Genomic DNA, 24,227 nt, shown 5'->3' on the forward strand with positions numbered 1-24,227 from the left:
TTTACCACTCCTTTATTTCAATTTCGGATCAAATACATCTCTAAGGGCATCACCCACCAAATTCCACGCAAGCACAAACAATACCATTGCCATACCTGGATAAAAAATAGTATACCAATACGCAAAAGCCTGTCCACTAGAACCTAAAATATAATTTCTTGTATAATTTAACATCGAACCCCAATCAGCATAACCAATAGGTGCACCTAATCCTAAAAATGACAAGGCAGCAGCAGTAATAACAAGTGACCCAAGTCTCATTGTTGCCTGAACTAACACAGGAAAAATTGTATTCGGTAGTACATGTCTTAAAATAATAACATAATCTTTTATACCAAGTGCTTTAGCAGCAAGTACAAATTGTTCCTCTTTAACCTGTAAAATGTTAGCTCTAATAAGCCTTGCAACAGCCATCCAACCAAAAACAGTCATAGCTATCATCACCTTATCAAGTCCACTCCCCAAAATAGTGGTTAATACCATGGCAGCAAGTAGAAACGGAATTGAAAGAAAAACATCAGTAATTCTCATTAAAACTTCATCAATCCATCCACCAAAATACCCTGCAATTGAACCTATTATTAAACCTATTATTGTAGACAAAATAACTACGGTTAAACCAATTTTAAATGCTGTTCTAGTTCCCCAAACAACACCGTAATAAATATCTCTTCCCGCAATCATTCCAAATGGATGATCCTTACTTGGTTGTACTGGATCAGAGCTCCATGAAAGAATTGGCATAATATATGGGTCCTCTAATTTAGAAGGATTTCCATTTTCATCTGGAAACATTGGATTCACAGGTGGTGCAAGAAATGGTGCAAAGATTGCCACAAATGTAAAAAAAAGTAATAATGAGAAGCCTAATACTGCAGATGGATTTCTAAATAATTTTCTTAAAGTTCTTTTAAATTCTGTATTCACTCAAAAACACCTCCTTAACCGAGTCTAATCCTTGGATCAAGAATAGCATATAGTATATCAATTATAAGATTACCAATAACAAGCAACGTAGAATAAAAGAGTGTACTCCCCAATATTGCTGCATAATCAAGTTGTGTTGCAGCCTGTGCAGTAAATCTCCCCATACCAATTCTATTGAATATAACCTCAACAATAACTGTACCGGCTAACAAACCAATAACCATAGCACCTGCAACTGTTACCACAGGAATCATTGCATTTTTCTTGGCATGTTTATGAATAACATCCTTTTCTGGAACACCTTTGGCTCTTGCAGTCCTAACATACTCTTTCCCCAATACTTCCAACATGCTTGACCTTGTTATTCTTAAAAGATATGCCCACCACAACCATGAAATTGTCAAAATGGGACCTATTAAATGTCTAAGCGCATCCCAAAAAATGTCTAATCTACCATTTAAAAGAGCATCAATTGTCAATATTTTAGTAAATCTATGAAATTCTCCTGATTTAACCACTTGTTCTGCCCATCCACTTAAAGTACCAGGTGGAAACCATCCTAATACTGAATAAAATATCATTAACACAATTAATCCAAACACAAAATCTGGTAATGACCACCCTATTATTGCGAAAATCCTAATAAAATGATCTATAAATTTATCTCTGTTAACAGCAGCAGTAACTCCTAACCAAATACCTACAACTACTACTGGTATAAATGCGTAAATAGCAAGTTCAATAGTATAAGGTATTCTGTCTTTAATGGCTTTTGCAACTGGTTCCTTTGCTGTAACCGACCAACCAAGATCTCCTTTTAAAACACCACTGATCCATTTAAAATACCTCGTCCACATTGGATCATTCAATCCATACTGTTCAATCAATTTGTCCAGTTCTTCATTTGACAACTTATCGAACATATTAGGATTTACATATGCTGACAACATTTTCTCTGGACCTAAAATTTCGGTAAAACTAAAAATAACCAATGTTACACCAAAAATAATCAATGGTAACAACAAAAGCCTCCGAATAATATACGCCGTCAACTGTAACACCTCCTATATGCATTTAATGTTATTCTCACTTTAATTATATCAGTAGTAAAAAATGTTTCAAGTCTGAATAAATCTTAATATTAATGCAAAACTTTTAATTTTGTTTATATAATCACAATTCTTCCTTAATCCGCATTGCTAATTTTTTACCAACAATTTTTTCTAATTCATATAATGGTGCATTTTTAATATTTTCCAACGTTTTAAACTTCATGAGCAATTGCTTTTTTCTTTTTGAACCTATGCCAGATATATCATCTAATTTACTTACTTTATAACTTTTTAATTTTAAATGTCCACTAAATGTATTAGCAACTCTGTGGGTTTCATCCCTTATAAAAATTAATGTCCTTAACACATCATCTGTATGCTCAAGCTTTATAACTCCACCTCTTACCACAATTAGTTCTTCTTCCTTTGCAATACCCACAACATCCACATCTAAACTCATCTTTTCTAGTTCTTGAATTGCAGCATTAACTTGCCCTTTTCCTCCATCAATAAAAAGTAAATCTGGTAATTTATGCTTTGAATATCTTTTTCTAATAAACATTCTAATACTCTCATAATCATCTAATATATTTCCAAGTTTATACCTTCTATACTCTTCTTTTTTTGGATAGCCGTTTTCAAATACCACTAATGATGCCACAGTATATTTTCCATTTCTATGGGAAATATCAGTACCCTCAATTCTTAAAGGAATTTTCTTCAAATTTAGAATCTCTTTCATTTTTAAGAGCACTCTTTTATTAAATTTAATTGTTTTAACATGTTCATTTAAATTTTCTAAGGCAATTTCGTAAATATATATATCCTTTTCATCTTTTGGTAAAGTTATAGGAACTGTAAAATCTAGTTTTATCTTTTGGTTAAAAACTATTTTTTCAGGAAGGTCACTTTTTAATCCATAATAAAATTGAAAAAGAAATTCCTCAAAGGTTAATGCTGACTCATAGAATAGTTTTGATACCAAAATTCCACTTCTTACCTTTAAAATTGTAAACATATTATCCCTGAATGCTATATAATCTACATTTCTATTATCATTTAAAATTACTCCTTGTGATTTCATAAGACTGTCAAATGAAAATAATAAATCTCTATATTTTGCCGCATTTTCAAAATCAAGCATTTTAGAATGATATAACATCTTATTTTCAACAAAATTTCTAACATAATCATAATTACCATTTAACACATTCTCCAACTTTTCTATAATCTTAATATAAAGATTTTTGTTTTCTTTTTCTTTTAAACATGGAGCAATACAAGTTTTTAGATAATAATTTAAACATGGTTTTTTTATTTTTTCTAAGCTTTTCTTACAATTTCTAAAATTTAACACTTTTTGTAAAACTTCCAAAAAAAGTCTCACAAAGCCTATGTTGGTGTATGGTCCAAAATACTTTCCACCTTTTTTTCTATTCCTAGTAATTTCAACATACGGAAATTCATCATCAGAAATTCTTATATATACATATGATTCACTTTCTTTCAACATTACATTATATTTGGGCTTATATTTGTAAATCAAAGTAGCTTCTAATAATAATGATTCCTTTTCATTTTTTACAATTATAGTTTCTAATTTGTCGGATTCTTCAATAATCAATTTACTTTTTTCTTCTTTAAATAAAAAATGCGAACTTAACCTTTTTTTTAAATTTTTTGATTTTCCAATGTAGACATATTCATTGGATTTTTTGAAAATATAGACTCCAGGTTTTTCAGGAATATCTTCAATAACACTTTTTTCTAACATAAAACCACTCCCAATACAAAAATAGTGGGGATTCCCCCACTATTTATCTGAAAAATCATTTTCTATTCTAAATTTCTGTTTTTAATACCAAAAATTAAAGTTACAACATATGACCATCCAATTGAAAATGAAGAAATATAAACAGCATTCTTAACCCACAACGCATCAATAACCAAAAATGCTATTAGTATTATTGAAAATAAAATTCCTTTTCTCATAGCAGAACGAATATTCAAACTTGCCAAATCTTTCATTTCAAACATTGAATAAATAGCTATTACTAAATATGCAATAGGTGATATAGACAAACCCAACTTTGTAAAGAATTCCACAAACCCACCTGTTAGAAAAAACAACAATGAAATTACAAAAAATAACCACGCCATAACTGTAGAAATACCAAAAACTGATTTACCTTGCTGAATAATTCCAAGAGTTAATAATATTCCAAGCAAGATATTAACAATACACATTAAAACAGAGTAAGCAGTAACTCCCAACATTAACTTTCACCCTCATTTTCCAAAAATTCTTTATATTCTTCTTCACTCATCAATTCATCAAATTCTTCTTTGTTCGAAAATTCAATTTTAATAATCCATCCTTTTCCTTCAGCATCTTCATTTATTAACTCTGGTTGAGAATCCAACTCTTCATTAACTTCGACAATTTTCCCACTTACCGGTACATAAATATCTGATGCTGCTTTAACACTTTCAATTGAAAGTAAAATATCCCCTTTTTTTAGTTCGACTCCAACTTCTGGAAGATCAACATAGACTATATCACCAAGCTTTTCTTGAGCATGCTCAGTGATTCCAACATATCCATTTTCATCAACCCATTCATGAGTTTTTGTATATCTTTTCATATAATCCCCTCCCTATTATATATTTAACCAATACTATTCTAACACATAAAATAAGTTATTCAAGGTTCAAAAAAGTAATATTTGGACAAAAAAACGTAAAAAATAAAATCAAGCTAAAAAATAAAGGCTTTTCCAACAAATATAACAATATATGAAAATAAATATGCTAAGCTAAAACTATAAACTACTGAAAAAACAACCCATTTCCAACTACCAGTTTCTGATTTAATAGTAGCAAGTGTTGCAAAACATGGAATATACAACAAAACAAATACAAGAAATGCATATGCACTTAAAGGCGATAAAGATTGAGAAAGTAACATTTTTGCACTTGAGATATCTCCTTGGGCAAATCCATATAACATTGAAATTGTAGAAACAATAACTTCTTTTGCAACCCCACCAAAAAACAAAGCTGTACTTATTTTCCAATCAAATCCCAAGGGTTTCAATATTATTTCTAAACCTTTACCAATATAAGATGCAAAACTTGTATCTATATTTCCATGATTTGGAAAATACGTTAACCCCCATACTGCGATACTTGTAACTAGTATTATAGTCCCAGCTTTTTTCAAAAAATGGCTTCCTTTATTCCAAGTATAAATGAAAATATTTCTAAAAGTAGGTACTCTATATCTTGGTAATTCCATAACTAATGGTACATTTTCTCCTTTGAAGAAGATTTTGTTGATAAAGTAAGCTGAAAAAGCGGTTAAAAGTATACTAATAAGATAAATGCTAAAAAGAACTTCAGATTTATACCCTTTGAAAAAAATTCCAATTATCATTATATACACTGGAAGCCTTGCACTACAACTTATAAAAGGGGATGATAATATGGTACCAATTCTTTCTTTTTCATCTGGTAAACCTCTTGCTGTCATTATTGAAGGAACATTACATCCAAATCCCAATATTAAGGACATAAATGCTCTACCAGATAATTTTAACTTGTACATTAGCCTATCTAAAACAAAAGCAGCTCTAGGTAAATATCCAGATTCTTCCAAAATCCCTAAAGCTAAAAATAAACCAAAAATATTTGGAACAAAAACTAAAATTCCACCAACCCCACCAATTACTCCATCTGCAATTAACGAAATAAATGCGTTGTTACCAAATGATTTTACATATTCGGATAAATTTGAAAAAGCTACATCTAATAAATCAGATAGAGGTTGCATAACTTCAAACGTAAATTTAAACACAAGATAGAAAACAAATATTAATATTGGTATTCCAAAAATCTTGTGAGTCAAAATATGGTCAATTCTGTCATTAATATTTTTCACATAACTTAAATTATTCCCTGAATATGCCTCTTTTATGATATACACCACATGTTCATATCTTGTTTTTGAAATTTCAGATGAAAAATCTTCATCACATTCAATATTTACATGGGATTTTAATTTTTCATAAAAAAATTCATCTTTTTCCAAAAATTTTAACGCTGCATATCGTTTATTTGTAAATACGTTGTCCGGAATCTGTTTTATTACTTTGTTTATATAATTTTCAATTCTACTTCCATAATCAAATAACACTTTTTTTGAGTGTTTGCCATTTGCCACCTCGATTATCTTATCTTTTAATTCATCAATTCCTTCGCCAGTTTTTGCAGAAGTAAAAACCACAGGCACCCCAAAGTGTTTTTCAAGTTCAAATTTATCTATTTTAACTCCTCTATTTCTTATCTCATCAATTGAATTCATTACCAAAATAACACTATTTGTTATTTCCAACAATTCGATTAAAAGATAAAAACTTTGTTCAGGATTTAGTGAATCTGCAATTAAAAGAGATACGTTAGGTGGGGTAAAAAATAAATAATCTCTTGTTACTTTTTCATCAATCGTCTTTGACGTCAAAGAATAGGTCCCAGGTAAATCAATAAAATGAAGGGTATTTCCTTTCCATTCCGTTGCACCTTCAATTTTAGTTACAGTAACCCCAGGCCAATTAGCCACATATTGCCTTGCTCCAACAAGCCTATTAAATATACTAGTTTTTCCAACATTTGGATTTCCAACCAATGCTGCGGAAATTACCATCTTAGCCCCTCCTCAAAATTATTTTTCTTTTCATTCCACTCCCAATAACAACTTTTTTTTCATGAATATATAATTCACCATTTGAAATTTTCAATTTTACTCCAACACTTACCCCTAATTTTTCTACTTTTACCCTAAACATTCTTCCACCACATAATTTTTCGACTATATATTCTCCATCAGAAGCAAATATTAATGGTATAGAATCATTCAATAATTCCACTTCAACTAAGTTTGCTTCGCTATTTCTTAAAGAAATTGTCTTATTAAAAACCCTATACATCCTTGGATCTCCCATCGGTGAAGTACGTACAACTTCAACTACACTCCCCGGTACAATCCCCAACCCTAAAATTCTGTTTCTGATATTTGAATCCATAATTGATAAAATTTTCACTTTAGTGCATTCTGGTACTTGATCCAAAGTCATAAACACACCTCCAATTATTGAAAATAATTCTCAATAAGATTGTATCAAATGTTATGTTTATTGTCAATTAAATTGAGAGACTATTCATCAAAAAAGCAAAAAGAGATAAAATAAAAAATGGAAAACAAAAGACAAAGCAAAGAAGAAAACAGGAATTAGACGAAGTTATAAATTCAACAAAGGATTTTACAAATTTATTTTGCAATATTCTAAAAAGAAAGATAAACCACGAAAATACCCAGAACCCATGATTTGTTTTCTCTTTTTTTACAAGTTCTTTTGAAAGCATTATTACAAAATATAAAGAATAAAATACCCTCTCACACGTCTCTTTGGTATAGCTTCAAAGTATTAAATACTCAAACACGTTTTAGCTTTCATATAAAACATATAAAAAAAGACAACAATTAAGGAAAGCAAAAAATCACGTAAAAATAGAAATACTTGCTGGAATAATCAAAGATAAAACAATAGTATCAAACATAAATGCTTCTTTAGCATATACAGATGAAGGTAAACTCTTAAAACCAATGCTTGAATAATTTTGTGAAAAGTGTAAATATTTTGCAGCAGATAGATATTATCTGCTTTGTTTTATATCTCCTTATTTTTTGAACAGGTTCATTAAATTAACATTTCAAACGAAAACGAAATTAAATTAAACATAATCTAAATAAATGGGAGGGATACTATGAAAAAAATTTTTATTATTTTAAGTATTCTTTGTTTGATACTTAGCATGTCAATCCTTACCTTGTACGGAAAGGGTATAGTAAAATATACTTGGATATTACGCATTCCTGAAAGAATACCAGGTGGGCAAATTATACCTTCATTTGAAAAGCTATATACAAGATTTTTTACAAGTTTTATATTGGATTTAATTTCTGTTATATTCTTAATTTCTCTAATCTTTAGAGATATAAACTTTCGATTTTTTATATCAATTTATATACTATCTCTAATCTTGATTGGAGCTTCTTTAATAACTACTTATAATTTCTTTCAACTTCTATCTCTACTTTTACTCATTCCTATTATCTTCTTTTCTAAATATTAAAATGAAATCATTGATTCAATTTTCTCCAGTGTTTTTGGTCCTATACCTTTAACATTTAATAGTTCATCTTTCGAGCTAAATAGTCCGTTTTTGTTTCTGTAATTTATTATTTCTCTTGCTTTTACCTTACCAATTCCAGGAAGTTTCATTAACTCATCTATTGAAGCAGTGTTAATATTTATCTTATCTTCAACTTTTTCTTTGGCTACATTTTTAACTTTGGACAATCTTAAAAAAGGCTTCATTTTTTTCAAAGTTGATGGACCTATTCCTGAAACATTTAGCAAATCATCAATGGCATAAAACATTCCGTTTTTTTCTCTATAATCGATTATATTCTTTGCTTTTGTTGGCCCTATTCCTGGTAAAGCCAAAAGCTGATCATATGTAGCAGTATTAATATCAATTATCTGTTCAGAGTAAATTCTTTTTTGTTTTTCATGAACTATTTCTTTCTTTTGAAAAACCGCAGTCGTTAACACCAAAAAAATTAAAAATAATATAACAAATTCCTTGAAATACTTTCCTTTTACCATAATACAAAACCTGCATACCCCACAGTAAAATTGTAATCTCCTGAAAATTCAGCACTTGTTGTATGATAAACTAACTTCACATTTTGAAAATATTCCACCACAACCGAAATAGGACCTATTCCACACGCAGATACTTCTTGACCTAATTTGAAAAATTCAGTTGTATTACGTTTTAATATCTCATTAATTAATAGTTCATCTTTTTCCAACGTTTTTTTGTGCGAATCATAATGATTAAAATCAGACGATGCAATAATCAATGTCTTTTCTAAATTAAGACTCCTTAAAAATTCAACCATTTCGAGTGTAGAATTATAATTTTGATAATTATACACAATAGGTACTATCTTAAAATCATTATAACAATACTTCAAGAAAGGCAAAATAACTTCAATTGAATGCTCATATAAATGTACAGAATAATCAGAACTAACTCTTTCATATTCTAATAATTTTTTTGTAAAAAGCTCATCAATTTGTAAATCACCAAACGGTGTTTCCCACTTTCCTCTTTCCCAAACGGAAAAAGTCTCCTTACCAAAACCTGTATGATTTGTTCCAAAAATTATAACCCTTTCTGGTTTTCCAAAACTTAAAGCTTCTTTCAATGTTAACAAAACAGTTTTACCACTATATACATATCCAGCATGTGGTAGAATCATTCCAAAATTTTTTTTAGATTTTTCTAAGAATACTTTATCAATATAAGTGTCAAAGAAACTCTTTAACTTATATACATCTTTGGGATAAAACTTATCAGCAAAAGCCATTTTCCTTTTCATCATTCCACAACCTTTGCCGATATTAAAATTACTATGTTTCTTTTTACTTTGTCATCTTTTTCTGTTTTAAAAAACTTTCCTATAATAGGTAAATCCCCCAAAATTGGAATCTTACTTTCCGTTTTTGAATTTTCTTCCCTTGTTAGTCCACCAATAATTAGTGTCTCATTCTCTTTCAAAGAAATTTTAGAATTAAACTCCCTGGTCCTTTCCAACGGTAACGCAAGTCCGTATTGATTTTTTATATCCCAATCAAAACTACTTACTTTTATATTTAATTCAAGATCAATTGTATTATCCGCATTTACAAACGGTATTATTTCCAAAGTAACACCTGATTCTATATACCTAATTTCTTGAGAATTCTCACCAGCGTTTAAAACAATCGGAATTTTGTCACCAATTAAAATACTTGCTTTTTCGCCGCTTTTGGCAACAATATTGGGACTAGCGAGTAGCTTTGCATCTTTATCAGTTAAATTCATTTTTCCATTCAATCTTACAGTAAGTTCATTTGCCGAACCAATTGAAAGTAGTTTATCTATAATTTTCTCTAAAGGCATTTCTCCCAAAGAAAGTGTTATATCAAATCCATTTTTTGATAAAGTTCCAATATTGGAAGTAATCTCTCCAAGATTTATGTCTAGAGAATTTGTTAATTCCTCATCTACTACTCTAACTTCAATCAATGCTAGCTTAGAATTTAAATATTTTTCAATATAACCTTTTATCTCTCCGGATATTTTAGCATCAATTCCCGTTGCAATTACCACACCTGCAGCAGAATCCACAAAAGAATTTCCTCCATAAAAACCTATAAGTTCCTGTATCTTTTCTACATTTCTTGGAACAGAAAATACAAAAGTATTTACAGTCTTTGTTGAATCTGTCGTTAACGAATCAAATACATAAATACCATCTTCTTGTTTCACCTCTATATTATAATGATTTAATATTTTTTCAAACTCTTTAAAATCTAGTTCATTGACGTAAAGATTAGCAGTAGAATTGATATCTTTAGAAATAACCGCAGAAAAACCATATCCTTTAACAACTTGCTTGATAATTTCTCTAAGTTGCACATTCTCAGCACTTATACTAAATCTTTTGTTTTTTCCAAAAGTTATAAAATCTTTCATCTCAGTTTCTTTCACTTGATCTTTAGGTTCAATATACACTATACTTCCTTCTTTTGTAATATCTACTTTTTTCGTTAAAATTTTTTCAAAATCTTCTAAAGTCGACTTGTTCAAAACTAAATTTAATTTTTCATCAACTGAATCTACGATTACAGCATAACCAAATTTAGGATAAACTTCCCTAACCATATCTGCAATCGAAACATCAGTTGCATTTATAGAAATCTTCCCATCTTTAACATTTAATATTTTAGAAGTTTTTTCAATATATACTATTTTCCCATTTTTGCGAATATCAATTCCATATTTTTTCAAATAGTCTTCAAAATTGTTCAAAGTTATACCTTCAACTTTCAACGTTACACTACCAACGATATCCGATTCAAATACAACATCTTTGCCATATGCTCTGAAAACTCTTTCAATCAAATCTTTCAAATTATAGTCTTTAACATCTATTTTTAATTTTTCATCTTCCACATTAACAATTTTTTCGTCAAAGTCCCTGAGCCTTTCTTGAAGTTTTTTCAAATCTTCTGGAGTACCTTTTGCCAAAATCTTCCCATTTAAATTCAGAATTTTTATCCTATCTTCAAAATTAAATTTAACAAATTCTTCAATATTTTGAACATTTGAATTAATTTCAATTATAGATTGTTTGGCATCAATACTATTTAATAAATCTTCAACTTCAAGAAGTTCTCTTTCTTCACCAACCAACAATATTTTTCCGTTCAAATCAAATACTTTTACTGATGATGTACTTTCAACAACAGATTTAATACCATCTGTATAAGGTAAATCAACAAATTTTATTACTTTACCTTTGTTATAGTTATCCAAGAATTTTTTTGCTTGTTTTATATTTTCGTCAGTTCCTCTAAGAATCAACAATTTACTTTCCGGATAATATTTAGTCTCAATATTGTACAAATCTTTTATTATGGATTGTACTTCTCCAAAATTTTCAATCTTTACATTAACTTTTTCTGTTTTATATGAAACACTATTTTTATCAAAAAACTCCTTAGCTTGTTTTGCTTTCTCACCCTTTATATATACCTTATTTTTCAATCTATAAACTGTTACACCAAATAACTCTTCCAATATCTTTTTAAAATTATCATCAATAACACCAATTTCGACAATTTCATTTCCAAATTGTTTCCTTATTTTTTCTATCTCAGCAATTAATGAATCATCTATGTTATCGTATATTAAAGTCTTATCAGAATAATACACCGGCGTTGCATCTATAAGAGACAAAAATAACTCTTTTGGTGGATCAAAAGGTGTCAATTCAAGAACGTATCTTTTCTTATTTTGAGTCATCCTCATTAATTTTTCAATTATCTTCTCCTTACCTTCTATTAAGTAAGTACCATCATCAAATTCTTTCAGAACTTTTACTTTACTCAATAAACTTCTATCAAGCTTCAACCTTGCAGTTTTTGTACCTGCAATTTCAATGAATTGATTAAATCTTTTATATAATTCTTCAGTAACAAATAACGTAACAAAAATTTTGCCATTTACCTCTGTTACCTTTGCATTATTTTCACCAATACCTAAATATGAAATTGCAGATTTAACAGTATCTAACTTAATACTTTCAATCACCATCCTATAAGGATTTCCAATACTCCTATCATTGTTTATCTTTTCAACTAAACCTTTAAAAATTTTTGGAACTTTTATTACTTCACCAAACATTTTATATGGAATATTTATTGAATCAAGAACCGATGCAATTCTTTGAGGATACCTTACCTTAACATCAATATAATCATAAAAATCAACAATCCCATTATCCCTTAAAGTTGAAATTAAATAACCAATTGTGTTTGAAATTTCTGTATCTGCATAAATAGCTACTTGCTTTAATGGCTCCAAAACAACATATTTAAATTCATATATAGACGAAATATTTTTTAAAAATTCCTCAACTGTGTTTTTACTAACTGTGTATGAATAATAGTACCAAGATTTGCTTGGTCTTACTGAAATTGCATCCGAAATTATCCTATGTTCTCTAATACCACCATATACAAATACTTTACTTTTATCCTTTAAGAAGCTCATAAAAGTACCTGATCCAAGTAACGATTTTATCTTTTCCGCACTAACTTCTCCATCGTAGATCTGCCAATACATTGCAAAATTCTTGTTAATTTCTTCTTCCAACCCTAAGTATAAAGTACCATCTGGTCCATATGCATAACAAACCTTTGGGTTATTTAAAAATAACAATCTCAAAGCCTTTTCAATTGTAACATCTTTTACATCAAGGTTAACCTCTATATTTCTAACTCCTTCATACAACGAAATATTTATTCCTAAAGCTTTTGAAAACTCCCTTATAACTACATCTAAAGGTGCATTTAAAAATGAAAAACTAAATTTTCTATCTTTCACACTACTTGGAAAATCAACAATAATTTTATTTCCAACAACATACCAATCAGAATTTACTGGAACAATCGTAAAGAAAAAGATGTCTGCAGAATTCTCAGATGGTGATAATTGTATTCCCTCTAAAGGACCTTTCGAAACAGGTAAAAAGGAACTTTGAACAAATTCCCCATTAATTGATAAATAATACACCGTTTTTGAATCATTCCAACCGAATCTAACTTTTGAAGGCAAAACTTCATTGTCAAGTTCTAAAACCACCTGAAGTTTATCTTCAACAAAATAGTAATCAATATTCAATATTTTCGAAAACAAGAAACTAAATAATATCATTATGAATAACAAAGATAAAAATTTTTTCCTCATTAGTCATTCCCCCCTATCTTCTTTGGAACAATTAATTTAATACTACCATCGTCAATATCAAGCACTACAAGATTTTTATTACTTACATTTAAAATATAATATTTATTTAAAAATATTGATTTCGGCTTAATTTTCAAGACTTTATCCGAATTTTTAATGTATGCATAAAACTTATTATCTTCTAAATAATATCCCAAATAACTTATATTACCAACAATTGTATAACTTTTTAAATGCTCGCTATCCAAAGTAATTTCCAAATAAAACGGCTCAAAATAATTAATCTTTTCTATATTTTTAAAATTAACATAATCATTTTTTGCTCTAACTATATATTTTTTCGTATCAGATAAATTTGGTAATTTTTTGTTTGAAAAAATCAACATAAAGATAAATAACACTATTAATAATCCAATTAAGATTAGTATGTATTTTTTATTCAATTATATCACCTACTTTCATTTGAAAACTGACCATTATTTTTTTATCTTTATCAAAAATAATAGGAAAATTAGTTTTGACATCTACCTTTAAAATTTCAATTGGTACACTTTTTGAATTCACAATTTCACAAAAAATTTTTTCAAATTCTTTGACATCCAATTCCTTTGATATATAACCATTTTCCAATAAGTTCAAAAATTCTCTATCGTCATTTTTTACTATACTCTCCAGCTTTTTGAAATTAATATTGAATTTATTGTAAAGCTTAATTTTTTCGTTTAAAATCTCTGTGTTATATTTAAAATTCTTTAAAAAATTTAATTTCACAACAAACACATTAAATAATAGTAAAAATGTTAAAAAGGTTATTAAAATACCAAAAAACAAGTTAGCATATTTTTGTTTTATATTCATAGTTCCCCCTCCAAATAAAATTCAAACATTTTAAAATCACTATATAAAGTTTTTGTATCTTTTAAAGATATCCCCACATTTTTGTAAACATTATTAAGTTTATTTACAACCTCACTAAAATCATCTTTTTGATTTGAAAATTCGTAAAATAAGATCTTAAATTTTCCATCAGAAAAATTTATACTTTTTATAAAAAATCTCTCGTTTTTTTTCTTGAAAAAATCCAACAATTCTTGTAAAAAATATTTGGAATAATAAACCTTATTTAAGTAATTTTTATAATAAGTTATCTTGTTCACAATAATATTTAATTTTGAATCATATTTTAAAATTTCGTTTTCAACAATTTTAGGAATTTCAAGTGGTTCTAAAAAAGTAATGTTATTAAAAACAAGAGGGTAACTTTCTACAGTTTTAGAAATACTTTGATATACCCAAAATTGCGAAAGAAAAAACGCCGAAAAAAACGGAATTAGGACTATTATTACAAAAATCAAAAATTTCTTTATTGAAATTCTTCTTTCCTTCGTCTTATATAAGTTTAATCTTTCCAACACTTATCCCCCCTCTTTTTAAAAGACCTAAAACCCCTAAAAATCTATAATGTTTAACTAATGGAATAAAATCTTGAAAAAAGAATCTATTTAATAAAAGAGTAGAATCATCATAATGTTCTTTTAAAAGCTCATTAATTATATTTGAATCAGTTACAATTTGAATAGTTTGTATATTTTCAAGTCCTATTTTTTCTTCCATCGAATTTATAGTAATAAAGACTTCACGTTCAATCAACGATAAAAAATCACTAAAGAAATTCATCAAAAAGGCTTTAACATCTTTGATTAATGTTTCATCGTCAATATATTCCAATTCGTATATAGAATAACCAAACTCATCCAATAAAACCTCGTCAAAATTTTTTAAACTTAAATCAGAGTATCTTACCTCAATTAAATCTGAATCATTAAAAACTAACATTCCTGAATACTTTTTGTTTATAAACAACTGCATACTATATCCAGGAAATCTACTCAAAAGAATAGATTCTTTGAAAAAATCTGGATATAGAATATCTGGTTCTGGAATTTTTTTAGCATAAAGATTTTGAAAATAATTCTGAAGTTCCTCTTTTTTTACAACAAACACATTTGCAATATTATTAGATGTTATTAAATAATCGTAATATATTTGCTCTGGTTGTATACCCAAATTTTGTGTAATTTCTAATAGTAATAACTTGTCAATTTCCTTTTTGTTTTTTACTGCGGGAAGAGGAATCTTCAAATTTAAAATATAATCCCATGGAATGTTAACAACAATTATATCATCCACAGTGGGTTGAAAATCTAAATCCCATTCTTTGAAAGAAGATAATCTAGTTTTACCAAAAAAATATTCAAGACTTCCATAAAAAATTTCATTATCATTTCTAAAATCAAATGAAATAATCCTTTTGCCTAAAATTTCCCTTAACAAACTTTCCCTCCTATTCCCCTGAAATATCAAAAACAATAGGTTCAATTTTAAAATTTCCAAATGTACCTCCACTAACTCTATACAGTGGAATAATTGTTAAATCAAGTTTATTAAAATAATCTCCTAAATCCACCTCTTTTTTTATAACTACATTTTCTTTCTCAAAAAACGTGTAATGAATATATACTTTATTTTTAGAATACCTTATATAATCGGCATTTGAAGACCAAAGACCACAATATACAATTGTTTTAAACAATTCTTCATTTAAAACAACTTTATCCATTAAATTGAATACAGATATAACACTAATGGAAAATATAATGACAGTTATAATCAGAACAGTTATAACTTCAATATAAGTCATATTATCCTCCAAAAGTTGATTGCATTTGAAAAATAGTCGAATACATTGTATACGCTAAAAAAGCAATGAATAATCCCACAAAGGCTATCATCAAAGGTTCTAACATAGACAAAAGTTTCTTAGTATCTTGTTGTATTTGATCATCAAAAAAATCTGCAACTTTTTCCATAACAATCTCAAGTTTACCTGTTTCCTCACCTGTACCTATCATTTCATAAATTATTTGTGGGAACACTTTTTCAGATTTTAGAGCCTGCTTTAATGAACTACCACTTTTTACCTTTTCTTCTACACTTTTTATTTTAGAAATAAATTTTCTGTTATTAGATGCTTTTGCCGCCATTTCTAACGAATCAATTATTGAAACACCGCTCCCAACTAATACCCCAAAGGTTCTGGAAAATCTTTCATACGTAATCTTTTCCCTAAGTTTTCTAATCGGTGGAAACAAATTTCCTAAAAACTCCTTAAATATTTTTCCATATTCAGTCTTGAAAAACACGTAAATGCCAATAAATATCAACACTGAGAAGAAACCAACCAAAAATCCGTTTTCAGTTAATAATTTATTCAACTTAACAAGCGTTGAAATTAAACCAGAAGTTGGAATGTTACCAAAAACAGAAAACAATTTTGGTAAAATAAATAAACTAATTACCAAAACCACTACTATAGCAAAACTTAATATAAAAATTGGATAAACCATTGCCGTTTTTACTTGTTGTTGAGTCCTGTTTAAATTTTCATAATAATTTGATAATTTCTCTAAAGTTTCTTCAAGTACTCCTCCTTCTTCTCCAGCCTTTAACATATTAATAAACACTTCATCAAAAACCCCTTGTTTTTTAAACGCCTCTGTTAATGATGTACCAACGTCTAATTCATTTACTACGTTAACAAGAACATTTCTAAATCTTTTAGAAAAAATTTCTTGATTTGATAGTATATAAATTGCTTCTCTCAATCTTAATCCCGCTTTTATCATAGTTTCTAATTGCCTTGTAAAAAAAACTATATCTTTTAGTGGAATCCCAAATATATTCTTTAATACTTTTCTCTTTTTCGACTCCTTGATATCTACTATCATCAACCCATTTGATTTTAGCCTTCCCAACGCTTCCTGCAAACTAGAAGCTTCAATCTCACCTTTAATCTTCTTCATATCTTTGTTATACGCAAGATATACAAATTTCAATGCTTAACCCCTCTCTTTCTTAATATTCCATCATCTAACTCATATACTATTCCTTTAAAATCAACAAATTTTTCAAAATCATGGGTAACAATAACCAAAGTCTTTCTAGCATCATCATTCCATTTTTTTAAATACTGAATTATTTTTTTTTCATTTTTCCTATCTAGTCCAACTGTCGGCTCATCTAAAATTAGAATATCTGGATTATGAGCAACGGCAGAGGCTATGGCTATTCTTCTTTGTTCTCCTCCTGATAACTGGAATGGAGATCTATCCAAATACTCATTCAAATCAAAAAAATTTACAACTTCTCTAAATCGCATTTTTGGATTCTCCACCTCAAAATTTTTGATTGAAAAATATATCTCATCTCTAACTTTTTCGGAAAAAAATTGTCTTTCTGGAAATTGAAATGAAAAACCTATCTTCTTTCTATATTCATATGGATTTTCATAAGGATCTCTAAAATCATCTACCCAAATTTTACCACTAGTAGGTTTAATTAAAAAATCTAATAAATATAGAAGCGTGGTTTTACCACTTCCAGTATTCCCAAGAATAAAAACAGTTTCTCCATCATTAATTCTAAAATTTATATCTTTTAACACATGTTTCTCAAATGGTGTATTTTGATTGTAAATATATTCGACTTTTTCAAAAATCATTCTCATATTTTTCTGAATAATAAACTCTAATACCTCCCTCTTTACATAATTCTTTAACATTACCAAAAATATTCCTCATATATTCTCTTATTCTTTTTCCACCTTTATTATGGTACGCAACTAATTGTAAAGTACCATTTAAATTTAAATGTTCTTTGGACTTTTCAATTAGCTCCATCCAAACTTTCTTTCCCGCAACAATAGGCGGGTTCGATATTATATGATCAAATTTTTCGCCCTGCCACACCTCAAACAAATAACCTTGCTTCACAACCGCATTCACATTGTTATTTTTAGCGTTAATTTTTGCAAATTCAACGGCTCGTTCATTTATATCACTCATATACAAATCAATATTTGGATTTTCCTTTTTTAGAGTAATACCTATAACTCCATAACCACAACCTAAATCTAAAACCTTTCCACTATCTATATTAACATTCTCAATCAAGATTTTTGTAGCCTTATCAATTTTACCAAAAGAATAAACTCCACTAGGAGATTTAAATTTATAGATATGTCCATTCTTTAATGTTAAAACTATTTCTCTGACTTTCAATTTACTTGTTGGCTTTTCTGTATAATAATGTTCAAACACTAAAATCCCTCCAATATTTTATGTTCACCATACAATAACGGTTCCACATTATTATATAATTTCTCATCAATTACCTTTCCTACAAAAATAGAATGATCCCCTGCATCATAAATACGAACTATTTCACATTCAATATAACCCACGATTCCCCTTAAGATTGGAATACCATTTTTACTTAATTCATAATCAATTCCTTCAAACTTGTCATAATCTCTCCCACTTACACTTCCAAAATGAATTGCTAAATCTTTTTGAAATTTACTCAATATATTTACACCAAAAAAACTGGAACTTTTTAGCAAAAGATAACTAAACCTTTCTTTACCAATAGAAATTGCAATTAACTTTGGATTAATTGAAACTCTAGTTATCCACGCAACACTAATACCATTAATCTTGTCATTCAACCTCATTGTAACAACAACAGTTGAATTATAGATCTTTTTTACCATATCCATAATCTCACCTCTTTAAGTATTATATCATATGTAAATTTTTATAAAATTTTTTTACTCAAAATTTGTCTAATCAATAAACTTATGCTATATGATATAATTAATATGAAAAAGTTCAAAATTCGAGGAGGTGGCCTATTTTGATTAAAAAATTAAAAAACATCTCAAAACAATGTAGAGCAGATATTCTAACCATGACAACTGTTGCAGGTTCTGGACATCCAGGTGGTTCGATGTCATCAATTGACCTTTTAGTAACTTTATATTCTTTTGCAAATATCTTTCCAAATGATCCTTGGAATGAAAATCGTGACAGGATATTAGTCAGTCACGGACATATTTCACCAGCAGTTTATAGTACTTTGTCGGCATATGGTTTTATAAACAGAGATGATGTGTTATCAGGATTTAGACATCCTGGAAGTATATTTGAAGGTCACATTACACGCGGAATTCCTGGTATTGAATGGACTACTGGAAATCTCGGCCAAGGTTTATCCGCTGGAGTTGGAATGGCACTTGCAGCAAAATTAAAAAAGCAACAACATCACGTTTATGTATTAATGAGTGATGGTGAAAGTGCAAAAGGACAAGTTACTGAAGCAAGAAGAACCGCAAAAAAATACAATCTTGATAATTTAACAGTTATTATTGATTACAACGATATACAAATTAGTGGTAGAGCAAGAGATATTATGTACGTAAATATTAAAGAAGAATATGAAGCTGCTGGATGGAATGTTATAGAAATCGATGGTCATGATTTTGAGCAGATTTTATCTGCACTAAAAATAGCCAAAAATGATAAAAATCCAACTGTTATCATTGCACACACTATTATCGGTAAAGGTGTCAGCTTTATGGAAGATACTCCAAAATATCATGGAAAACCACTTTCACTCGATGAATATAAAAAAGCATTAAAAGAATTAGGAATATCTATTGATATCAACAAATACATTGAAATGAGAAAAAAAATAGATATTTCTGAACACAAAAAAATTTATTTAAAATACCCAATTTCAATAAATACTGGAAAACCAATAATATACAAAGAAAAAATCGATAACAGAACAGCCCTAGGTAATGCAATTGCCGATCTTGCCACTTTAAACGATAATGTAATTGCAATTGATTGTGATCTAAAATCATCCGTAAAACTTGATAAACTTGATCAAGTCAAACCGGAAAGTCTAATCGAAATTGGCGTTCAAGAACATAACGCTGCTGCAATTGCTGGGGCATTAAGTGCAGAAGGATTCGTAACATTCTTTGCCGATTTTGGAGTGTTTGGTATTGATGAAACCTTTAATCAACACAGATTAAACGCGATAAATAATACAAATTTAAAAGTTGTGGTAACTCACTGTGGCATTGATGTTGGAGAAGATGGAAAAACCCACCACGCACTAAATTACATTTCTGCTCCACTATCATGGTTTGGCTTTAAAGTGATCGTTCCTGCAGACCCAAATCAAACAGACAAGGTGATTAGGTATATTGCTACCCAATATGGTAACTATGTTGTAGCAATGGGAAGAAGTAAAATTGAACCTATTACAAAATCAGACGGCTCTATCTTCTATGATGAAAACTATGAATTTGAATACGGAAAAATCGATGTGATAAGAGATGGCGAAGAAATTGTTGTTATAACATATGGATCAGTATTACCACATGCTCTAAAAGCTGTAGATGAATTAGAAAAAGAAGGAATAAAAGTTGGACTTCTAAACGTTTCATGCCCATATGATCTTGATGAAGAAATACTTTCAAGATATGCAAGAAAAAAAGTTGTTGTTTTTGAAGATCATAATATATATAACGGTCTTGGTACTTTATTGGAGTCAAAATTATTTAATCTAAAGATTATCCCCGAAAAATTTGTAAAAGTTGGAATCGATAGATTCCCAGTTTCTGGTAATAGCAAATACCTGTTTGATATTTATGGACTTGACAGCCAAAAAATTAAAGAAACAATTAAGAACCTAATTTAAAAATTCCCCATCCATGTTGGATGGGGAATTTTTTTATTCTTCTTCATCATAATTCAAAAAATCTTCCAAATCTTCATCTATTGGTATTCCATCGTCTTCTTCTTCTAAACTATCTATCGTTCTTTCTTCAAACTCCTCATCTGACATTCCAAATGGGTTCTTTGGATCTAGCTTACCGTTGAAAATCTCCACTTTACTTTTTCCATCAATTAAATAAGCTTTTGCATTAACTGTTCCGCTAACAGAACCTAATATTTTTTTTACTAATTCTTCATCAATATCATGATTTTCTGCACAAGTTAATATTAATTTACCATCTTTGTACCTTATTTCTGTCTGATTTTTCCGGGCAAGTTCTTCTATTTCTTTGTTTTTCATTATCGTATTTGCTTTTATATCACTTAAGAACATCTCTATAGTATAATGAAATGGCATAACACACCTCCATTATTCTTTACTAGCAAAATGCTTATTAATCTTTTTCATCAATCTTGATTTTCTTCTCGACGCTTCATTCTTATGTATTGCACCAATTTTTGCAGCTTTATCTATAAAACCTTGGGCAACTTTGTATAATTTTTCTACTTCATCTCTATCTTTACCTTCATTTAATGCTTCCAAAACTTTTTTAATAGAGTTTTTCATTCTTGTTTTATATGCTTTGTTTATCAATCTATTTCTTTCTGAAACTTTAACTCTTCTCTTTGCAGACTTTATGTTAGGCATTATCTCTACCTCCTATTATAATATTTTTTTTAATTCATCAACCATATCTAATTTTTCCCAAGTAAATTCTTCAAGCTCTCTTCCAAAATGACCGTATGCAGCAGTTTTCTTGTAAATCGGTCTTAAAAGATCTAGTTTTTTAATAATTGCACCTGGCCTAAAGTCAAATAATTCAAGAACTGCCTTTAAAATTTTATCTTCCTCAATTTTAGCTGTACCAAATGTGTTTATCATTACTGAAACGGGTTTTGCTTTTCCTATTGCATATGCAACTTGAACCATAAATTTGTCTGCCAAACCAGCTGCAACAACATTCTTTGCAACATACCTTGCGAAATAATGCGCAGATCTATCTACTTTTGTAGGATCCTTTCCACTAAATGCTCCTCCACCATGAGGAATAGAACCACCATATGTATCAACTATAATTTTTCTGCCAGTTAAACCGGTATCTGCAGATGGTCCTCCTAATACAAATCTTCCAGTTGGGTTTACAAGAATCTTCACTTTATCATCCATTAAATTTTCGGGAATAATTGGCTCAATAACATGCTTAATAAGAACATCTTTGATTTCTTCAATAGTAACATCTGGTTCATGTTGCGTTGAAATTAAAATTGTATCAACTCTAACAGGTCTATCATTCTCATCATATTCAACAGTTACCTGTGTCTTACCATCAGGCCTTAAAAACGGAACTATACCATTTTTTCTGACTTCTGAAAGTCTAATTGCAAGTTTGTGAGCTAACATTATTGGTAATGGCATTAATTCTTTCGTTTCATTAGTTGCATAACCAAACATCATACCTTGGTCACCAGCACCAACTAATTCAAGTTCATCAGCTGCATTTAGTTCTCCTTCTTTGACCTCAAGTGCTTTATCAACCCCAAGAGCTATATCCGGTGATTGACTATGAATAGACGAAAGTACAGCACAAGTCTCACCATCAAATCCGTACTTAGCCCTTGTATAACCAATATCCAAAATAGTCTTTCTTACTATATCTTGAATATCCACGTATGCTCTGGTAGTTACCTCACCCGAAACAATAGCAATACCTGTTGTAACTAACGTTTCCACTGCAACTCTTGACTTTGGGTCTTGTTCTAACATCGCGTCCAAGATAGCATCACTGATTTGATCTGCTACCTTATCTGGATGACCTTCTGTAACGCTTTCACTCGTAAAAAGTTTTCTCATCGCTCAACCTCCTTTTCATAATCTTCTTTGGAGATAAACTTTCCTCCAAATATATCAAAACTTACTGGTTTATATGCACCAGTAAATTGTGCTTTCACTTCAATCTTATTAGGGCATTTTGAACCAACATATACCTTCTCTATTTTATACGCTATATTTTTATTATCATACTCTATCAAAAAATCGTATCCTTTTCTCAAATGACTTCTAAACATCTCTCCACATTTATCACATTTTATATATATAACCAATGAATCTTTATCTTTGTAAAATGGGTTTTTTGATAAATTCTTCTTTCTTTTAAAAAACATGCCTATCTCTCCCGTTTCAGATTAAAACTAAATTCTTTCTTTCTATTCCAAAAATCAAAAACCTCAATTCTCACCTGAAAAAAGTCTAAATTTGTATTCAAAGTTGGAAAATTATTGATTTTTATAGGTGTCCCCAAAACTTCAGGATATAACCTATAATACGTCTTATATATATAACCTGCTGCAATTGAATCTTTCGAGTACACTGAATATGGTTTATAAAATTCTTCCATAGGTATCTCATCAAGTAATATATCATACATTAATTTGTTTGCAAAGTAAAGCTTTATTTCTTTAAGACCAAGCATATTATTGTTAATTTTTAGAAAAGCATTCATTTCAATTTTTGGATAATCTCCCGTAAAAGTATAAACAGAACCTCTATTATATTCTACTTTCTTACCATCTATAATCAATTCTTTCAAGATAATATCACCTTCAGGTGGAGCAATTTCAAAAAATTCCAAAGGATCCACTAAAATAGATTCATCATGGTTCCTTATTTCAATATGACAATGTGGTTTGACTGCTTCCCCCGTTTTTCCTGAATAAGCAATAACATCTCCTTTAGAAAAACTAATTTCATTATCGGAAAATTCTATAACCACTTTTTCATTTTGAAACTCCTTAACCACGTCATCTACAATTGGTTGTAATACATAATTAAAGCTTCTCAAATGTGCATACAATGAGCGATAACCATTGGGATGTTGCAAAACAATAATGTTACCATAAATTGGATCGTTTAACTCTAACCGAACTACGTACCCCTCATAAATTGCTCTAATGGGAATTCCTTCTTTAGAAAATGTACTAAAATCAATTCCTCCGTGAAAATGAGGAGAATTCCCAGTGCTTCTAAACTCTGCAAATGAAGAAGTTAAATAACTATCATCAACTGGTGGAATAAATCCCGAAAAAGACAGTACAGAAATAAAAACTATTAGTAAAAATAAAATTTTTTTCATAT

At 29.1% G+C, this 24,227-nt stretch carries 26 protein-coding genes; 2 read left to right on the forward strand and 24 right to left on the reverse strand.

What is annotated here, in order from left to right; genetic code table 11:
• Positions 1 to 12 precede the first annotated feature (12 nt).
• The 7 genes from Y592_RS00105 to Y592_RS00135 form a co-directional block, all read right to left on the reverse strand.
• Positions 13 to 927 carry an ABC transporter permease gene (locus tag Y592_RS00105; RefSeq protein WP_075665063.1) on the reverse strand — a complete coding sequence of 305 codons (915 nt, stop codon included), beginning with the start codon at positions 925 to 927 and terminating at the stop codon, positions 13 to 15.
• A 14-nt stretch (positions 928 to 941) separates the two neighbouring features.
• The gene (locus tag Y592_RS00110; protein ID WP_075665064.1) at positions 942 to 1,979 is read right to left on the reverse strand and encodes an ABC transporter permease; all 1,038 of its coding nucleotides are present in this window, start codon (positions 1,977 to 1,979) and stop codon (positions 942 to 944) included.
• Positions 1,980 to 2,100: 121 nt separating this feature from the next.
• Complete coding sequence (gene uvrC, locus Y592_RS00115) at positions 2,101 to 3,753, reverse strand: excinuclease ABC subunit UvrC (protein WP_075665065.1); 1,653 nt, start codon at positions 3,751 to 3,753, stop codon at positions 2,101 to 2,103.
• Between the two features lie 62 nt (positions 3,754 to 3,815).
• Positions 3,816 to 4,256 carry a hypothetical protein gene (locus tag Y592_RS00120; protein WP_075665066.1) on the reverse strand — a complete coding sequence of 147 codons (441 nt, stop codon included), beginning with the start codon at positions 4,254 to 4,256 and terminating at the stop codon, positions 3,816 to 3,818.
• Positions 4,256 to 4,624: a glycine cleavage system protein GcvH gene (gene gcvH, locus Y592_RS00125; RefSeq protein WP_075665067.1), complete on the reverse strand. Its 369-nt coding sequence runs from the start codon at positions 4,622 to 4,624 to the stop codon at positions 4,256 to 4,258. The genes Y592_RS00120 and gcvH overlap by 1 nt, the downstream gene beginning before the upstream one ends.
• Positions 4,625 to 4,737: 113 nt before the next feature.
• Positions 4,738 to 6,681 (reverse strand): ferrous iron transport protein B, encoded by a 1,944-nt coding sequence (feoB, locus tag Y592_RS00130; RefSeq protein ID WP_075665068.1) that lies wholly within the window; start codon positions 6,679 to 6,681, stop codon positions 4,738 to 4,740.
• A gap of 1 nt (position 6,682) precedes the next feature.
• Positions 6,683 to 7,111 (reverse strand): FeoA family protein, encoded by a 429-nt coding sequence (locus Y592_RS00135; RefSeq protein WP_075665069.1) that lies wholly within the window; start codon positions 7,109 to 7,111, stop codon positions 6,683 to 6,685.
• A gap of 691 nt (positions 7,112 to 7,802) precedes the next feature.
• Here Y592_RS00135 and Y592_RS09160 point away from each other — a divergent pair.
• Complete coding sequence (locus Y592_RS09160; protein WP_075665071.1) at positions 7,803 to 8,171, forward strand: hypothetical protein; 369 nt, start codon at positions 7,803 to 7,805, stop codon at positions 8,169 to 8,171.
• On the opposite strand, the gene Y592_RS00150 is transcribed toward Y592_RS09160, so the two are convergent.
• Genes Y592_RS00150 through Y592_RS00205 form a run of 12 tightly spaced genes read right to left on the reverse strand, consistent with a single transcriptional unit; the run spans position 8,168 to position 19,023 of the window.
• Positions 8,168 to 8,707 carry a ComEA family DNA-binding protein gene (locus Y592_RS00150; protein WP_077286917.1) on the reverse strand — a complete coding sequence of 180 codons (540 nt, stop codon included), beginning with the start codon at positions 8,705 to 8,707 and terminating at the stop codon, positions 8,168 to 8,170. The genes Y592_RS09160 and Y592_RS00150 overlap by 4 nt on opposite strands.
• Positions 8,701 to 9,492, reverse strand: coding sequence for an AmmeMemoRadiSam system protein B (gene amrB, locus Y592_RS00155; RefSeq protein ID WP_232218194.1), 792 nt, complete (start codon positions 9,490 to 9,492; stop codon positions 8,701 to 8,703). The genes Y592_RS00150 and amrB overlap by 7 nt, the downstream gene beginning before the upstream one ends.
• Positions 9,489 to 13,406, reverse strand: a complete 3,918-nt coding sequence (locus tag Y592_RS00160) for a type II secretion system protein GspD (protein ID WP_075665073.1) — start codon at positions 13,404 to 13,406, stop codon at positions 9,489 to 9,491. Before Y592_RS00160 ends, amrB begins: the two co-directional genes overlap by 4 nt.
• Positions 13,406 to 13,849 (reverse strand): hypothetical protein, encoded by a 444-nt coding sequence (locus tag Y592_RS00165; protein WP_077286920.1) that lies wholly within the window; start codon positions 13,847 to 13,849, stop codon positions 13,406 to 13,408. Before Y592_RS00165 ends, Y592_RS00160 begins: the two co-directional genes overlap by 1 nt.
• Positions 13,842 to 14,264, reverse strand: coding sequence for a hypothetical protein (locus Y592_RS00170; protein WP_075665074.1), 423 nt, complete (start codon positions 14,262 to 14,264; stop codon positions 13,842 to 13,844). Before Y592_RS00170 ends, Y592_RS00165 begins: the two co-directional genes overlap by 8 nt.
• The gene (locus Y592_RS00175; protein WP_075665075.1) at positions 14,261 to 14,818 is read right to left on the reverse strand and encodes a hypothetical protein; all 558 of its coding nucleotides are present in this window, start codon (positions 14,816 to 14,818) and stop codon (positions 14,261 to 14,263) included. The genes Y592_RS00170 and Y592_RS00175 overlap by 4 nt, the downstream gene beginning before the upstream one ends.
• Positions 14,796 to 15,740, reverse strand: a complete 945-nt coding sequence (locus tag Y592_RS00180) for a hypothetical protein (protein WP_143609902.1) — start codon at positions 15,738 to 15,740, stop codon at positions 14,796 to 14,798. Before Y592_RS00180 ends, Y592_RS00175 begins: the two co-directional genes overlap by 23 nt.
• Before the next feature lie 10 nt (positions 15,741 to 15,750).
• The gene (locus Y592_RS00185) at positions 15,751 to 16,107 is read right to left on the reverse strand and encodes a hypothetical protein (RefSeq protein WP_075665077.1); all 357 of its coding nucleotides are present in this window, start codon (positions 16,105 to 16,107) and stop codon (positions 15,751 to 15,753) included.
• 1 nt (position 16,108) lies between these two features.
• Positions 16,109 to 17,302: a type II secretion system F family protein gene (locus tag Y592_RS00190; protein ID WP_088368808.1), complete on the reverse strand. Its 1,194-nt coding sequence runs from the start codon at positions 17,300 to 17,302 to the stop codon at positions 16,109 to 16,111.
• The gene (locus Y592_RS00195; RefSeq protein ID WP_232218234.1) at positions 17,299 to 18,027 is read right to left on the reverse strand and encodes an ATP-binding cassette domain-containing protein; all 729 of its coding nucleotides are present in this window, start codon (positions 18,025 to 18,027) and stop codon (positions 17,299 to 17,301) included. The genes Y592_RS00190 and Y592_RS00195 overlap by 4 nt, the downstream gene beginning before the upstream one ends.
• Complete coding sequence (locus Y592_RS00200; protein WP_075665079.1) at positions 17,957 to 18,565, reverse strand: class I SAM-dependent methyltransferase; 609 nt, start codon at positions 18,563 to 18,565, stop codon at positions 17,957 to 17,959. The genes Y592_RS00195 and Y592_RS00200 overlap by 71 nt, the downstream gene beginning before the upstream one ends.
• Complete coding sequence (locus Y592_RS00205; RefSeq protein WP_075665080.1) at positions 18,565 to 19,023, reverse strand: flavin reductase family protein; 459 nt, start codon at positions 19,021 to 19,023, stop codon at positions 18,565 to 18,567. Before Y592_RS00205 ends, Y592_RS00200 begins: the two co-directional genes overlap by 1 nt.
• Before the next feature lie 137 nt (positions 19,024 to 19,160).
• Here Y592_RS00205 and Y592_RS00210 point away from each other — a divergent pair, with 137 nt between their 5' ends.
• Complete coding sequence (locus Y592_RS00210) at positions 19,161 to 21,017, forward strand: transketolase (protein WP_075665081.1); 1,857 nt, start codon at positions 19,161 to 19,163, stop codon at positions 21,015 to 21,017.
• A 33-nt stretch (positions 21,018 to 21,050) separates the two neighbouring features.
• Here Y592_RS00210 and Y592_RS00215 read toward each other — a convergent pair whose 3' ends face one another.
• Genes Y592_RS00215 through Y592_RS00235 form a run of 5 tightly spaced genes read right to left on the reverse strand, consistent with a single transcriptional unit; the run spans position 21,051 to position 24,225 of the window.
• The gene (locus Y592_RS00215; RefSeq protein ID WP_075665082.1) at positions 21,051 to 21,452 is read right to left on the reverse strand and encodes a hypothetical protein; all 402 of its coding nucleotides are present in this window, start codon (positions 21,450 to 21,452) and stop codon (positions 21,051 to 21,053) included.
• Between the two features lie 12 nt (positions 21,453 to 21,464).
• Entirely contained in the window at positions 21,465 to 21,743 is a 279-nt protein-coding gene (gene rpsT / locus Y592_RS00220) for a 30S ribosomal protein S20 (RefSeq protein ID WP_075665083.1), read from the reverse strand.
• Between the two features lie 15 nt (positions 21,744 to 21,758).
• Positions 21,759 to 22,946, reverse strand: coding sequence for a methionine adenosyltransferase (metK, locus tag Y592_RS00225; RefSeq protein ID WP_075665084.1), 1,188 nt, complete (start codon positions 22,944 to 22,946; stop codon positions 21,759 to 21,761).
• A complete protein-coding gene (locus Y592_RS00230) occupies positions 22,943 to 23,257 on the reverse strand; it encodes a hypothetical protein (protein ID WP_075665085.1) in 315 nt (104 codons plus the stop codon). Before Y592_RS00230 ends, metK begins: the two co-directional genes overlap by 4 nt.
• 2 nt (positions 23,258 to 23,259) lie before the next feature.
• On the reverse strand, positions 23,260 to 24,225 hold the full coding sequence (locus Y592_RS00235) for a M23 family metallopeptidase (RefSeq protein WP_075666656.1): 966 nt from the start codon (positions 24,223 to 24,225) through the stop codon (positions 23,260 to 23,262).
• Positions 24,226 to 24,227: the final 2 nt, after the last annotated feature.

This window comes from Thermosipho sp. 1070, assembly GCF_001682135.1.
GTDB lineage: Bacteria > Thermotogota > Thermotogae > Thermotogales > Fervidobacteriaceae > Thermosipho > Thermosipho affectus.